Here is a 15,120-nt window from a genome sequence, read left to right as displayed (position 1 = left end):
TTATTATTTGGTATCAACGATAAACAGGGTTTGAGTGCTATCCAGTAATTGAGCTGAGACGGGAAACCCTTCTAAAACCACCCCTAACGCCCTTGCAATATCGCCTTGCGGGGTGACAATCGGATAGCTCGTCAAAAAGGGATAATCATTAGCCGCTAACCAGCTGGGGCTTTGTGCTGTTTCGTTCCAGTTCCAGCCATAATCCCGCGCCAGTTTTTCAATAGCGGCGCTTAGGGATTGCCCGTTCACTAGCGTTATTTGCACTTGGCGGTTATGCCATTGGTGAATCGCGGCTAGTGATGACGTTTCAGCAAAATACAACGGCACACCAATTTGTTTAGATAACGTGGGTAGCACGGTTCGGACTGAACCCGCAAAGCTCACAATGCTTTTAGGGCGTTTCGCTAGTTCCTCGCTGGCCTCGTCATCGATAGACCATGCAACTGTTGTGTAACCGTCATTTCTCAACCAGCGATTAATCGCGTCATAAAACGATTCATCGGGATAAATAAACAGGTTGTGAGTGATAACAGGCGTTGGCACTGCGGCGGTTTCTTGTGTTGGTTGCGCTGTTTGAGCGGCCATTTCAGAAACCATTTCAGTAGGGGCTTCGGGAGCAACTTCAATCGCTTTTATTTGGGGTGGAGACTGCGGGGCGACTGGGGGGCTTTTTCTCAGTACATCGGCACTAATCACAATTCCGTCTTGTGAGTATGTGGCCGATTCATTTTCGATTTTAGGCTGCATTGCCAGCGAAACGGTAGGCACGGCCATTAGCAATAGAGCAAGTTTTTTAGACAAAATGGTTCCTTACCGGCTTTTATAAAAAACCGGGTTTGACTTTGTTTTTATGTGAGTGAAAAGGGTTAGCGAGACGGTTTGTAGGGGGTCAACATAATGTCTTTATTGACCATGATATTGAATTTGTAACCCGGTCTAATTTTGATAGTTGGTTGCACATCGAGGTTCTTTTGGATCAATGTCGAACCTGTTTGCGCGAACTGTTGAGTTACACCGTCAGCAATGGCGCTTTTAGTGTCACTGTTGCGACTATCTTCACTAATCCCCGCTTGAGTAGCGCCTGAAATCATCCCAAGGAGTGCCGCATTACCAAATGTTTTCCAGTAGTGATTGTCCACTTGATCCTCAAATCCGCTATAACCTTCAACGTCCATCCCGCCCATGCCGCCGAGATTTAGGCGTGTACCATCGGGGTAGTTAATGCGAGTCCATGCGCTCACTGCACGGGATTGCCCATAGGATACGTTGCTGTCATAAACGCCGTACAATTTTGCGCCTTGGGGGATCAATAAATGTTTCCCTGTGGCGCTGTCATAGACGTTTTGACTGACTTGAGCAATTAGCGCCCCGGGTATGTCAGAGTTCATACCCGAAATAAGCACTGCGGGGATAATGGTTCCCACGTTTAACTCAAAGGGCGATAACGGCACATCACGAGTAAATTCTAAGTAATCATCACTGCGTTTTTGACTCAAAAACGCCTCTTTTCTCGCTTGTCCGTTTGGGTCTGATTGCTGCATTTGAGGCAACATTTGATCTGCGGCCATAGCAGACGACATAAACGGATTTGAGCCTAGGGAGCCTAAGCTAGATTGCAATGACTGAATTTTATCTTGAGCTTGCGCGATACGGCTTTCTCCGTCACCTAAACCACTTTGTTGTCCTCCACCCCCAAGCGACACTGCTTGATTATTATCATTCAGTCGTACTTCGGTATCAGCTGAAAGTGCGGCTAGGTATTGTTGTGCCCTATAATCAGCAATCCGCAACTCTTGCTGGATTCTGCGTTGTTCTTCTAAAGACGGCGGGGGCGGCGCTCTCCTTGGTTGGTATGAATCCTCATAAGCGCCAGCATCGTCATATTCATTGTCTTGATAAGCTGGGCGCGGCGGTGGCGGCGGTGGGGTGTTCGCTGCTGGTATTGAAGGTTGTTGACTAGCTAATTGCAATGCCGGGGGAATTGCTGCTGTGCTGCTACCTTCTTTTCGTCCAGAGCTTTTAGACTCGTCTTTTTGCGCTGCGGCCTCTTGTACTTGCTGCCCCTTGCTGCCAATCGCATAAAGCACAATCAAAACCAGAAACCCGGCAAATGCAATCGCGATTTTAATCGGGGATTTTTTTAACGATAACCCAGTGTGATGTTGTTGCGGGTCGCCCATTGGAGAAATTTTACTCACGATTTTTTACCCCTTCAAACACGGTGGTTGTTGGTAGTGGGAATAATTGCTCGTCTTGATAAATCCAAATCCGCTGAAATGAAAACTGATTATTTACAACGACACGAATATAAAACTGACGGTCGTTAAGCTTCGACAAGGTGTAATACAACTGATTGTGCTTACCTTGCTTTTCAGTTTCAGAGACATAAACACCAATGCCGAGGCGTCTTAATTCAGTTTCAACAAGTTCAGAAAAGTGAGTGCTGGTTGACCACATTGGATAATTAAAATCGAATACAGCGTTAGCGCCGTGCTTCTCTTTAATATGCCATGCTAGATCTTTTGCTATGGTCACTTGGTCAGCATCTTTTACCGGAAAATCGTAGTAGTTCACTTCTGAGGTAGCGCAAGCGGAAAGTAAAACTGATAGCAAAACGGCTAAAAATATTTTCATGGTGTTAGCCCCTATGCTTTACAAGGATTGATTCTTGATCGCCGCCGACCCCCATTGTCAAAATGAGTTCTTTTGAGACTTGATCAACAATAAAGCGCCCGTTAATTTTTCTGCCGTCATCCTGTGTATAGCTATTTTGATAACGGTAATTAACGAGCTCTTTTTGCGAACCATTCACAACCAAAATCACAGGTAAATTGCCCTGTTCAACTTTAGGGGGCATTTCTATATAGGTTTTTACTCCATCGTTATAAACGCGCAGCGGCTTGAAATACGACTTGCCGCTTACTTTGTAGTCAAAGTCGAGTTCAGGGATATACGCCCCGTCAGACAGCGTGTTTTGCTTTACTTGCTGCGCCATAGCCGCCTGATACGTTTCCCATTCCATTTGGCGCTGTTCTGGATATGAAAACGACACATAGGGCATCCATTGGATTGGGTCTGAAATCAGTTTGATTTGATATAAACGTCTATCAGTTGCAACGGTCATCGTTGTTTCAAGGGCTATGTCTGTGGGCTTTACAATCAAGTTAGTGCGTTTATTCGCGCCTGAACCAGATACGGCCATGCTGACTTTCCAGCGGGTACTATCACCCAGCTGTAACCCGCCTTGCGCTATCATTTCCCCTTCTTCCAGCTCGATTACACACGTTTTTATCGGGGCACAAACTAAAGATGGTAACGAATCACCAAAGTAATAGGTCACTCGGCCAGTGCCGTCAGTAATTGGCGTGGTCGGTTTATCAATCCACTGGTTTGAGATTGTGAGGGCGCTATTTTCTTTTAGTGAGAGTGACGGGGCTGGATAGTCATCTTCGAAATTGGCGGCATTAACAAAGGGGATAAGAATAGAGGATGCAAATACGAGAATTAAACTCGGTTTCATTATAAACGCTCCGTGACGTTGAAGAATTTCACCCACAAACCAGTCGGGTTGCCCATAAACTCTTGAGGCGTTGAAGGGACTTCATAGTAGATTTCAACAGCCGCTTTAAAGTGCTGAGGTAATTTAGCGTTGCCTTGGCGGTCTGTTATGTTCTCAGTCCATTCGATTTGATAGGTGGATGACTTATCACCAATGGGCAAAATGTTGTCGATTCTGACCGTGACGGCTTCGGTTTCAGCCCTTTTATGGGGCGGTGCTGTTTCGCTTAAATATTGGTTCACTTGTATAAATGCCGGGTCGGTACTTCTCAAGTGCGCATAGGCTTTTATGACGTATTCACGCTGCGCGTTTATGTCTGTAAAGACTGATCTAACGTGAGTCACAAAATCGCTCAACTGAGTAATTTCAAGCCGTTTCTTTTCATCCGTTGGCATCCTTTGCGCCGCTTGCAGTGCCACCAATTTAGTGTCGCTCATTGCTAATACATACGGCTCAATCTTGCTTTGTGCGCCTATGTATATCACTCCGCAGACGGCTAATAACGTTACTAGCCCTGAAATAATTGTGATAGTTATAAGCCTGTGGTTGAATGCAACGATATTTCCCAGCCTTTCGTCCCATTCCATCCTTGCGCGTTGGTAAAGCAGCGTAAGTTCGTCAGTCGCCGCTTTAGGCTGACTGTCATTTGCCGTTTCTGGCAAAGCGTTATCATCTTTCATTATTTATCCTTGTGATGTTCTTGCGTGTATTGCACATATTTATTTAGGTCGTAGGTGTTTGAATCTGATTCACTACGCCAGCGTGTATGCGCTTCTTTAGCCGCCGCTTTTTGGTCACGTGAGAGATTGTTATAACCACCGGACTGAGAAAACCAATCTTTACCACTGCCCCCGCTATTGCCTTGGCTACCTCCGCTTTGAGGTGATGCTTTAGCATTTTCTATCGGTGCGTCTTGCGAGGGGTCGCCAGCGGTTTTACTGAGTGAGTTTGCAGCACGGCCAATAACAGTGTCTTGATTTCGGTTTTCAATCGGACGCTTTAAACCGCTCAGGAAGGCATTTTTGGCGCTTGATAGGGTTTCTTTGGCTACTGTCGCCCCTGCAATTTGTGCCGCTTTACCAGCTGTCGATAACATGCTGCGTTTTGCGGCTGGGGCGCTCGCGCTCGATGACGGTGAGCTTGAATCTGTCGCCGTACCTGACGAACTAGGTGAGCCAGAGCCAGAAATTGAGCCTTGGAAGTCGCCGCCGTCAGCGTTTCCGCTACCTCCATTGTTTCCGTGAGAGCGAGGAAGATCAGAACTCATATTACTTGAACCTGTTGAGCCCGAGCTTTCGCCGCTTCCGCTATCGTTATCTGGAAGTGGAGATGTGGCAGGGTCGCTATCCGTTCCGTTTGCTTGATCCCAAGCATTACGGAGCAAGTTACCCATATTTGCGCCGCCACCCATTGCGCCGCCACCCATTGCCCCTGCTGCTGCATACGCCCCCGCGGCTAATGCTGCGGTAGCGGCCACGGCTTGCATAGCCCCTGCAATTGAATTGCCTGATGTGCTATCGGTGCCAGATATAAGGCTTTGAGCCAGCGCCGGAACTTCCCGAACTAACCCCCAAATGACGATGATGCACGGTAAAATCAGTAGTATTTGCGTCCACGTTAAATCGCTTGTGTTTAACCAGCCTTGTAAGATGGTTAACGATAACGCGACAATCATTTGCATACTGAGAAACTTAACGCCTAGACTTAGCATTAGACGGAAATAGTTAATCGAATATTCTCTACTCCATTCATGGCCTAAAAATCCCATCATAATCACACCAAGATTGAGCATGATGTAATACTGAATAATGACTAATAGCATTTCGAGAGCGATAAACGCGAAAACAATTAAAATCCCTATCCCGGCCAGTACAAAACCAAGGCCGTCAACCATATCTGTCCAACTCAATTTCTTGATAATTTCACTCGCTAATGAAAATCCAATATCGAAAATTGAGCTGGGGTGTATGTATTTCCCCGTCAACGCTTGCGCTAAGAACTGGAACCCTTCAACAATTTTGGCCGCAATCCATGTACCATCCATGAGTAACCAATAAAAAAAACCAATCATCAAGGAACGGCGCGCTAATTCAGCTAACAGTTCCGTAATATTGGCTTCTTTAAAGGCCATCCACATAAATGACCATGCCCACGATATTGTGACTAAAGCGACAAACACATAAGTTGCATACTGCCGAAGCACTGGCGGCCATTGCCCGGCTGCATTTTCAAATGTGCGTAGTAGTTCATCGATTGCGCCGGATTCAGGAACACCCTGAGCGTAAGCATTTGGTATCAACAGCAATAAAAGCAACGTGATCACCAAGCGCATAAGATACCCCTTAGAATTTTTTGAGTTCAAATGTCTCAAGTTGGCGAGATTTTAAAGGTGGTGCATCACCTTTTTTAAACTCGCTGGACTGGGCGGCGGCCAGCTGCTCTTTCTCATTCTCTGCTTGCACAAAAGTGCTGGTTTGCTGGATTTGTGCGCTTAATAGCGTTTCGATTTTTTGCAGTTGCCGAATGATTTGAGCGGATAGCTCATTACCCGCTTGAATGGCTTCCATCCGGCCAGCGGCACTTTGGGAGCGTGATTCAATGCGATTTAAAACACGCTCATCTTCATTGCGTTGGTTATAAATCCCGTTAGCAACTTTTAACGCAGCCCCCGCAGAGTCACCCATTGACTGACTTAATTGCTGATAATGGTTTTCGTAATCTTGGGGGGATATTTCACGCTGCCAATGCTGATAACCCTTATAGCGTCTATCCATTTCAGCGGTGAGGTCTGACGCTGAATAGGCAATGGATTGGCCGTGTCGGGCGAGTGCGCTTAAACGCTCAATCTGATCAAATGTATTACCCCATTCACCGTTGGCTAGTGCCTTGGTGTTTTTGATTTGGTCATTGATCATTTTGACTTGGTTTAGGGTTTGTCGAATCTGTTCTGAATACGACTGAACGAGCTGAATGTTATTCATGATCTGCGTCCATTCGGTGCCGCAGTTAACACAAACGACAGGCCACGCATTTGATGACGGCAAATAAGCTGCGGAGCCTATACACAGCGAAATACTCAAAGCGATTATTTTACTTTTCATAGGTTAAATTCCTTTAAAAAATCTATGCTACTTCTAAAATATCTTGCTCAGTCAAAACCTTGCGCTCTACTAACCAGTGTTTATACCAATCATCTTGATATTCATTTACTAGCTCTTTCATTCGGGCAATATCCTCTTTACCTCCAGCCCCGACAAACGACAGCGTTAACTCTCCTAAAGACAAGTCAAACAGCCGATTTCCTTCGGGTGAAGTGATGTAATAGTGCCGCTTCCGAGTAGCGTTATTGATAATGTCAATTTGACGGTCATTTAAACCGAATTTTTTGTAGATAGGCTTAACTTCATCTGTATTGGCGCTGGGATTCGCTAGGAAAATCTTTGTGGGGCAGCTTTCAATCAGAACATCAAGAACACCTGATTTGACAGCATCACTTAAAGACTGGGTAAACATGCCAACTACGCAGTTAGCTTTACGCAGTACTTTAAGCCATTCGACAATCATTGCTTTAAAGATTGGATGACCAAATGCAACCCATGCCTCGTCTATAAAAATAAACGCCGGGGAACCATCTAGACCTCGCTCTATTTGTCGGAAGATATAGAGCAGAACAGGGATAAGTTCATCACTTCCTCTATTCATTAGTTCTTCAATCTCAAAGACTTGTAAGGTGCCGTCCTTGAACGTATCAGCCTTTGAATTCAGTAGATTACCCGCGCTGCCGATGGTGTAAAAGGTCAGGGCTTCAATGATTTCTACATCGTTAGCGATGTTAAGAAACTCACTGATATTGATTTCTTCAATGTCTGAATCTGCTAAATCCTTTAGCCCTGCCTCAATTAAGTTGCGCTGTTTGGCCGTGACCTTAACGCCTCTTAAGTCCAGCAGTTTGATGATGTAGTTTACACACCATGTAAAATCATCTCTTAAGTGCGATAACGGCGCAAAGGTGACTTTATCATCGATACAAATATCATAGTGCGCCCCGCCACATTGACTAATTGCATAGGCGCTGCGCCCTTTATCAAAGATAAATTGCTTACAGCCTTTATAGCGGTTGGTCTGCGCGGCCAGAGTTGCTAATAAGGTCGATTTACCTGTACCAGTTGGACCGAATACTAAGAAGTGTCCTAAATCATCCACGTGCAAGTTGAGCCTAAACGGGGCTGCCCCTTCGGCGCTACATTGCATAACTGCGGGTGAGTTAGGGGGATAAAATGGACAGGGGTTAGTTAATCGACCTGACCAGATTGACGACATAGGTAACATATCGGCAAGATTAATGGTTGATACCAACGGACGGCGAATGTTATGCAGTGAATCCGATGGCAGTGAGCCTAAAAATGTCTCAACAGCGTTAACCGTTTCGACTCTGCAACCAAAACCGAGGTGTTGCACTGTTTTTTCGATTTGTTCGCAGCAATAATCTAGGTACTCGCGATCTTCATTCATCACGATAATTGACGGGGTGAAATGCCCATATTTCAACTTACCTGAACGAGCATCATTAAGCGCCTGTTCGTACTGCCAAACCATTTGCACAGCATCTTGATTCTGCTTTGGATTTGGTGTTTTCATTAATTGGTCTTTAAAGCTAATAACTTTTTGAGACCATGTTTTGCGCTCTTTTTCCAACGCTTTTTCAGCGTCAAAAGCATCAAAGAATGAATAGCGACTTGACCAACGATAAGCAAACCCCAGCTTGTCCAAATGATTTAGAATGTTGGGGGTCGATTGGTCAGGAAAACTCTCAATGCTGATCGCTGCTAAATACTGTTTATTTAATTTGGGACTTAAACCCGTCCACAGCTCATTAGCACCGATTAGCGAGTCAATACCAATCGGCACAAAGGGCAATCTAACTGGGCGGTCAACGCCTGTGACCATTAAATTGATCTTCTGCAATAGTTCGCAGTACCAATGTGTCGAACCATCATCGTCATTCAACTTATACGCTAAAAGCCGTCTGATTTTGATATACGACTCTAATCGGCTTTGAACGTCCCGCAGTTTGCGATTGAAGATTTCAAGACTTTTTGCAAATAGAGATTTCTTTTGGAGGCTATCTTCGAACATCCAATCTCGGATTTTTGCCTTTGATTTTGAGGGGGGCATATATGTTACAAACATATAATAGCTACTCTCGTAACGCTCTGCGACTCGCGAAAAATAGTCGTATCGTTCTGCGTCAATCATGGCAAAAACAGGGTGGCTAAAATGTGACATTTCCTGATTTAAATACTCAGGGGAAGTTTGTCTAACGGCATCCACATGGATCATCCAACCTGTGCCGAAGCTGACTAGCAAATCAGAGATCCGTGAGGTCAGGTGATTTCGCTCCTCAATGGTGGAGCTAGATATATCAACCCCGCGAAAAACAAAACCCGCCGTAAGCGAACCGTCTTTATTTGCAATAACTCCATCATCACAGAGAATGCCGTAATTGAGTAAATCAGGCATACCTTTAATGGATTTTCTATAAGATGCCGTTTTGAACATCGTTAATTCCTTCTTGAGTAGTCTTTAGGGGCGTGGGGAGGGTAGTAAGGTTGATAGGTCGTAAATCTTTTAAATACACGGGACATTTCTGGATCTGCATTGCCCATCATTCGGAGTAGAGGCATTCCCACAATCCATAAAAACACCCCTATAACAAAGGTGAACCATGTTTGCAGGGTTACTACGAAAATGATTACTACCAAAAGCAACCCATAAACGATCTTACGTTCTCCGCCCAAAACTAAATTACTGCGGTTAAAATTGAATATTGGAGTGCGATTTAGTTTTGACCCCATTTTTAACCCCTTAAATAAGCGTTGAAGATATACCGAACACTGAGGACAGAATGTTTGTTGCAAACACGATGACTGAAACAACGAGTGCTATGTAACATAGGGTTTTAATCAGGTTGGTAATTTCACCACCCCAAATTAGAGTGATGCCAGACCCCGCAATGGCTATAACTGAAATCCCGAAAGCAATCGGGCCAGTAATGGATGAAACGATTTTTGAGAGTGGGCTTTCCCATGGCATACCTGTATTACTGGATGCGTGAGCCATATCGGGGAACATCATCATTAGTAATACAATCGATACACCAATTAGGAAGGGAAGGTGCTTGTTAAAACTAAGCGTGGGTGCGTAGTTAGTCATCATTAATCCTTTAAGCAAGTTTTTCATATAGATATTGGTTGGATTTGGAGTCATACCCTGTAACCTGAATCACCTCCTCGATTTTGCGGCCAGTTGGGTGCTTTTTGATAAAAACAACGACATTGATAGTGCTGGCTATCATTGCCTTGTTTACGTTTGGTGTTGCTTCTGAAAGAAGATCTTCTAAGCGTTGCAAGCCTTGGCTTGCGCTGTCGGCGTGGATTGTTGCAATCCCGCCCGGGTGTCCAGTGTTCCAGCCCTTAAGTAATTCAAGAGCCTCACCGCCTCGAACCTCACCCACTAAAATTCGGTCAGGTCTGAGTCGCAATGTTGCTCTCAGTAGACGGTTAATGCTGGTGTGTTCGTTGCTGCGAAGGATTACAGAATTTGGAGCGGTGCATTGCAGTTCGTTGGTGTCCTCCATAATAACAATGCGCTCATTGATATTATTATTTACCATTGCATCGATAAGAGCATTGGCGAAAGTTGTTTTACCTGAACCAGTACCGCCGACAATTAATATATTTTTGTGTGACTCAATCGCATCCAAAAGCGCCTTAAATTGATGCTCGCTCAATATTTGGCTTTCGATGTAATTATTCAGGGTGAAAACCCTGAGTGCTTTTTTGCGGATTGTAAAAGTGGGGTTCTTTGTCACCGGGGGGAATATCCCCTCGAATCGTGAACCATCCAAGGGGAGTTCACATTCTAAAATGGGCTTTTCATCACTAATTGTTGTGTTGTGATAACCCGCAATAGCTTTCATGAATAGGCTAGCTTGGCCGGGCTGCATTGTGCCAAATACGCTCATGGGCTCGCCAAATTCTTCAACCCATAAATTGCTGTCAGGATTTAACATGATTTCAATCACATTAGGGTCGTTCAATTTTTCAAATAAGGGTATACCCATGTGTGCTTTGATACTTTGAATTCGGGAATCCATTAAATCCATTAATTCACCTTTTGCGTAATTTCAGTTGAACAAATGACAAGATATTTAGAAGTGTTATTGCTGCGAAAATGAAAAGAATGTGTTCCATAGTCATCATTTAAATATCCTTTAGTGCAAGAAAGGCGTTAGTAAGACACGGCGCAACCCCTAACCCTTTCCTTTGTCCATGTTAGCTCAGGCGCAACTTATGAAATCCGCTGTCTTATGCAGACGTCATCGTTAATATTCGTTAGTTTCCGTTACTCACTCACGCCTGTTGTGATTCGTAACTCGTCCACATGGAAGTTGCTAATTACATAAAATGCCCTCTTAATCATAAGTTTATCCAACCTATTTCAAATGACTTTATAAATTAGTTTGTCATCCCAATTGATAAAATCACTATCTAACACCCCCTGTTAACAGGGGGTGTTGAAGATGTGGTTATCTACCAAACCAGCCGAGCTGGTGCCGCCGATAACAGGCGGGGCTATATGCGTTTGTGGGTCATGCTCACAAGTCGGGATTACTTCCCTCACAGGCCGCAGGTGTTTCCTGCGTTTTAACGCTTATCTGGGCGTTCCCGTGCTCGGTCGCCACCAGAGGCACATAGGTCTATTTCAGCGGTTTCCTTTACTCCCCCACTGGACGCCGGGAGTGACCATTTCCACCATATATTGCAAATAATGGATGGTCTTTTATGGCTCAAATTGTTAAAGAACGGTAAACATTATTTGTTAACTACGATTATTTTCGTCAGTCTTTGAAATAGGAAGGTCATTGAATCTAATTAAGCTGTCTTTAATTCTTAAAAAGATTTCCGCTCGCTTACTGCGACATGAACGACCACAAGAACTAATAAGTAAATCGTTTAGATCACCCTCTAAGAGAATTGTTATCCTAGAGTGGTTTTTTTTAATTTTTTCAGCTGGCATGTAGTCCTCAATTAGCATTTGTTTTGAATTTAATGCTGTGAGGATATTAAGTTAAAATAGATCACTCCGTTAGTTAGGAAATTCCTAACTTGATTTGTGATTTTATTTATTAATTGCAGTAGCCTGTAAAACTTTTATTACTACATTATTAAGGAATATGGTTCTTATTTCGTTTGATGACGTACAACCAAATTCAGCTCGAAGATCTGCTAAATGTTTTTCAATAGCAGTTCGAGAGCAATTTGCTTTGGTTTGTAATTGTGAAGTTGTCATCCCCAGTGAAAAATCTTTCATCACTTCTAGCTGTCTAGGTGTCAGCGTGGGGAAAAGCTCTTTTAGCAGATTGTTTTCGTTTTCATTCAGAGTCATGGTTTTACTTCTTTATCGAAAAAACAATATGTTCTATGATCAGAATCAATAGACAAAGCGCCTTGAAGGTCTGTATAACAGTAAATGTACTGTTATACAGTACCGTGGTCAACTGAATTGTTATTTGAATGAAAAAAAAATATAAGCCTTCTACAACCTCAAAAACGGAGCTTATCGCTTTTAGATGCCCCATTGAGCTAAAAAAGAGAATAAATGATGCTGTTGAAAATAAGGAATTTCAGAGCGTTACAGATCTTATTGTGCAATCCGTGAGCGAAAAACTAGGCGGTGAATCTGATTTAGATTCATAGTTGATCTGTTTTGCATTAGTCTTGCTTTTTGTGTAATGAGCAATTAAAATATTCTGTAGATTTTGAAGCAAAAGTGCATTACATAGCACGCTACTACATAGTTTTCTATGTAGTGTATTTTTCAAAATTAGAGTGTGTTGGGGGTGGTTCCCTGACGTTAAGCATTCGACAACGAAGCCGACTTACCGAATGGGTCGGCTTTTTTGTGCCTGAAATTCAATGAATTGAAAGATCGTTGATCTTTGCGATCGTTTCGTTTAGAGTGATTAGCAATGTTTGATCTAACCAATCAAGCAGCCCTAAAACATTCGGAATCATAAAAAATGCCTTATTTCTTTTTTGGCTGCCGTTTGCAGCACCTAATCTATCGACACATAAGACCAATTTGCATAAGTCATGCTTCGATCGTTCGATCTTTGAAGCTGAACTACTGCATTGCGGGTATGTGTCATGCAAAAATCTAAAGCTGATAAAGCCCGTATCAAGCGACAGAAGCTGCGCTCGGCGAAACGAGAAGCCGCGCTACACGTTAAAAAGCATAAAACAGCGGTTGGCTCCAATGCCTATAAAGCAAGTCTTGAAGGCTTTAAGGCTAAAGGCGCTCGCTTACCTCGCTATTTTAACGAAGTAATCAATAACGCTCGTAAACTGATTTACAGCCGAAAGCTGGAAGTTGACGAGGGCGGCATATCTAGGGCTATGTCAGAACGGACTAAGCGCAAATTGTTTGAAATAGTCGTGACTATGATTACCACTTGTGATCTTCTGACTGGTCAAGTTGGTATGGCTAAGAACTTTGGTTTTGATACAACTAGCCACGATGCGCTTATGTTAGCTCATGCAAAACGCTGGGGCGAAGCTATCCCGAGTTCTACTTGGTATCGATACATCGATATGCTCAAAAAGCTAGGCGTTTTCACTGTGCAAGAAGTTAAAATAGCAGTCGAAGATAACAGCGCAGCCGGTGAGGAAAAAACCATTCGTTCAGTGGCGGCTTACAAATGGCTTTCTTCACGATTTTTGCAAGCAATAGGTGCCTACTCTGACACGATAAGAGCGCAGATTAAACAAGCATATCAAAGAGCTATTTCTAAGGGGTTGTCATTCACTTGGCGAGTATACAAACGCCAGCTGCCGACACAGCAGCGGTTTACCCCTGATCTTTTTTTCTCGCAAAGTCACTTATCACCCAAAACGCATTAAGCGGCATTTTAACGTACCGTCTAGCTTGACGGTGCCCTCCCCTGCCTGAATGAAAATACACACCAAATTAGAGGCGTTTCAGCGCCTAATCACTGCCTTAACGAGCTGATTATCGCCGCCTTACTACTGAAATAATCAACGTTTACGATCTAATCATGCTGGCCTGTGAATAACTCATGTATATCAATATTAAAATGGGAGTAAGAAAAAGGAGTATAAAGTGAGAGTCCAAAAGCTTTTTTCTTTTCAAGTAAAGATTATGTATTAATAAAAGATAAATTATTAAAAGGCATAAAGAACGGTGGATAAATCCACCTAGATAATGCCTCGCCATTTCCTAGCTATCGCTAGGGGCGAGCGTTAAAAGCACCGCTGAACATTTCTTTTGTCATCCGACCGTCTGACTACAAACCCGCTGAATATTCGCTAAAAAGCAAAAGCGTCTAGCAGGGTGAATTTGCAAGCATGATGCCAAAGAGTGTTATTTAGGGGCTAATAAACTATGTGATGTTTGGAAGTTAAAAGCCATTACACCATGAAAAGAAGATCATGGGGCAATGCGTTTAGAATTTAATTAATGGTTAAACCATACAATGGCAAAAAAGGCATACATTGGCCTATTCACTATGAGATAAAATTTCAAGCAGTGCAGATAAAAGTGCTTGGCGCTCACCAATCGGCAACGCTTCAAATTTCTTAGCCCATCTTGCGGCCTTTCTCTTGATGCGTTGTCGATCGGTAAAGTTTTTTCCGACAAACGTATGATAGTGAGTTTGACCGGGCTCAAAGTTACACCAAATTGTTTCTGTTCGGACGCCGCCGCGACTCATTGCCTGAAAATCCACACTCCACCAATCATATAGCGCTTCATCATACATTTGGTTTCGATAACCCGAGAGCAAGATTAGGCAAGGCAGTTCAACTATCAGATTCAGCAATTCCCGGTGCTGCTCGTCAGTTAGTTCGTACTCATACCGGGCGGTGCTGGTTCGGGTTTCATGCAGATATGGCGGGTCTAAATATAAAACCGTGCGACCGTTACTTTCATAATCAAAAGTACGCAAAAACTGAAACGCACAACACTGATAGAGCTCTGCTGCAGCATAGTCAAATCCGTCTATACATGCCTTGTTAAGATCAAGCCCAATATCCCGAAGCGCCGGGGCTTTCCTTTTCATCACAGCGCCAGTACCTAAAAACCCTTCAATGTAAGTGTCGTGAGGTGGAAGCAGATTTATTATTGCTTGGTAAACCCCACTACCATTTTTGCCGCCTAGGTAATTGTCCATTGCACAAGCTCATTTAAAATTTGGCACCATCATAGATAGAACTGTCTATGCGATCAATGTGGCCAACATAGTCAATTTCGTCTATGCGCGGCAGTGTTGCGATAGTCTGTAGTCGTTTGCGAATAAAAATTATACAAAACCATTGCATGTATAACATTGATGTTATACATTGATGTGGTGAGGTGATTTCAATTATTTGTGAGGGATTTATGTTTACGAATGGGAATGCCAAGTTTTTATTTCTGGTTTTACTGTCGGTTGGAATTTTCGGGGAATTTTGGGAATGGATGGATGAGTGGGCTTCGCATGA

At 43.6% G+C, this 15,120-nt stretch carries 16 protein-coding genes; 2 read left to right on the top strand and 14 right to left on the bottom strand.

Features of this window, described 5'->3' with window-relative positions:
- Positions 1-3 precede the first annotated feature (3 nt).
- The 13 genes from L976_RS00465 to L976_RS00410 form a co-directional block, all read right to left on the bottom strand.
- On the bottom strand, positions 4-801 hold the full coding sequence (locus L976_RS00465) for a hypothetical protein (protein WP_231570462.1): 798 nt from the start codon (positions 799-801) through the stop codon (positions 4-6).
- 65 nt (positions 802-866) lie between these two features.
- Positions 867-2,198, bottom strand: a complete 1,332-nt coding sequence (locus L976_RS22165; protein WP_081990882.1) for a TrbI/VirB10 family protein — start codon at positions 2,196-2,198, stop codon at positions 867-869.
- On the bottom strand, positions 2,191-2,634 hold the full coding sequence (locus tag L976_RS00455) for a hypothetical protein (RefSeq protein WP_047532993.1): 444 nt from the start codon (positions 2,632-2,634) through the stop codon (positions 2,191-2,193). Before L976_RS00455 ends, L976_RS22165 begins: the two co-directional genes overlap by 8 nt.
- A 4-nt stretch (positions 2,635-2,638) precedes the next feature.
- Entirely contained in the window at positions 2,639-3,520 is an 882-nt protein-coding gene (trbG, locus tag L976_RS00450; RefSeq protein WP_052183925.1) for a P-type conjugative transfer protein TrbG, read from the bottom strand.
- Positions 3,520-4,239 (bottom strand): type IV secretion system protein, encoded by a 720-nt coding sequence (locus L976_RS00445; RefSeq protein ID WP_052183924.1) that lies wholly within the window; start codon positions 4,237-4,239, stop codon positions 3,520-3,522. The genes trbG and L976_RS00445 overlap by 1 nt, the downstream gene beginning before the upstream one ends.
- Positions 4,239-5,891, bottom strand: coding sequence for a P-type conjugative transfer protein TrbL (gene trbL, locus L976_RS00440; protein WP_047532991.1), 1,653 nt, complete (start codon positions 5,889-5,891; stop codon positions 4,239-4,241). Before trbL ends, L976_RS00445 begins: the two co-directional genes overlap by 1 nt.
- A gap of 10 nt (positions 5,892-5,901) precedes the next feature.
- Positions 5,902-6,660, bottom strand: a complete 759-nt coding sequence (gene trbJ / locus L976_RS00435; protein WP_081990881.1) for a P-type conjugative transfer protein TrbJ — start codon at positions 6,658-6,660, stop codon at positions 5,902-5,904.
- Between the two features lie 22 nt (positions 6,661-6,682).
- Positions 6,683-9,118, bottom strand: coding sequence for a TraG/VirB4 family ATPase (locus L976_RS00430; protein WP_047532986.1), 2,436 nt, complete (start codon positions 9,116-9,118; stop codon positions 6,683-6,685).
- Positions 9,119-9,120: 2 nt separating this feature from the next.
- On the bottom strand, positions 9,121-9,414 hold the full coding sequence (gene trbD / locus L976_RS00425; RefSeq protein WP_047532983.1) for a conjugal transfer protein TrbD: 294 nt from the start codon (positions 9,412-9,414) through the stop codon (positions 9,121-9,123).
- Positions 9,415-9,424: 10 nt separating this feature from the next.
- Positions 9,425-9,772, bottom strand: a complete 348-nt coding sequence (locus L976_RS00420) for a TrbC/VirB2 family protein (RefSeq protein ID WP_081990880.1) — start codon at positions 9,770-9,772, stop codon at positions 9,425-9,427.
- 10 nt (positions 9,773-9,782) lie between these two features.
- The gene (gene trbB / locus L976_RS00415) at positions 9,783-10,724 is read right to left on the bottom strand and encodes a P-type conjugative transfer ATPase TrbB (RefSeq protein WP_047532970.1); all 942 of its coding nucleotides are present in this window, start codon (positions 10,722-10,724) and stop codon (positions 9,783-9,785) included.
- 716 nt (positions 10,725-11,440) lie between these two features.
- Positions 11,441-11,638 (bottom strand): TraY domain-containing protein, encoded by a 198-nt coding sequence (locus tag L976_RS22580; RefSeq protein ID WP_081990879.1) that lies wholly within the window; start codon positions 11,636-11,638, stop codon positions 11,441-11,443.
- Positions 11,639-11,740: 102 nt separating this feature from the next.
- On the bottom strand, positions 11,741-12,007 hold the full coding sequence (locus tag L976_RS00410; RefSeq protein ID WP_047532968.1) for a helix-turn-helix transcriptional regulator: 267 nt from the start codon (positions 12,005-12,007) through the stop codon (positions 11,741-11,743).
- A gap of 128 nt (positions 12,008-12,135) precedes the next feature.
- Here L976_RS00410 and L976_RS00405 point away from each other — a divergent pair, with 128 nt between their 5' ends.
- Positions 12,136-12,318, top strand: a complete 183-nt coding sequence (locus L976_RS00405) for a hypothetical protein (RefSeq protein ID WP_047532966.1) — start codon at positions 12,136-12,138, stop codon at positions 12,316-12,318.
- 450 nt (positions 12,319-12,768) lie between these two features.
- On the top strand, positions 12,769-13,521 hold the full coding sequence (locus L976_RS00400; protein ID WP_047532963.1) for a hypothetical protein: 753 nt from the start codon (positions 12,769-12,771) through the stop codon (positions 13,519-13,521).
- 617 nt (positions 13,522-14,138) lie between these two features.
- Here the strand turns inward: L976_RS00400 and L976_RS00395 are convergent.
- Positions 14,139-14,810, bottom strand: coding sequence for a DNA adenine methylase (locus L976_RS00395; RefSeq protein WP_047532960.1), 672 nt, complete (start codon positions 14,808-14,810; stop codon positions 14,139-14,141).
- Positions 14,811-15,120 lie beyond the last annotated feature (310 nt).

Origin of the sequence: Shewanella sp. ZOR0012, from assembly GCF_000798835.1 — a bacterium.
GTDB lineage: Bacteria > Pseudomonadota > Gammaproteobacteria > Enterobacterales > Shewanellaceae > Shewanella > Shewanella xiamenensis.
Note: the sequence above shows the minus strand (reverse complement) of the source record. Positions and strands in the feature narration are given on the sequence as shown.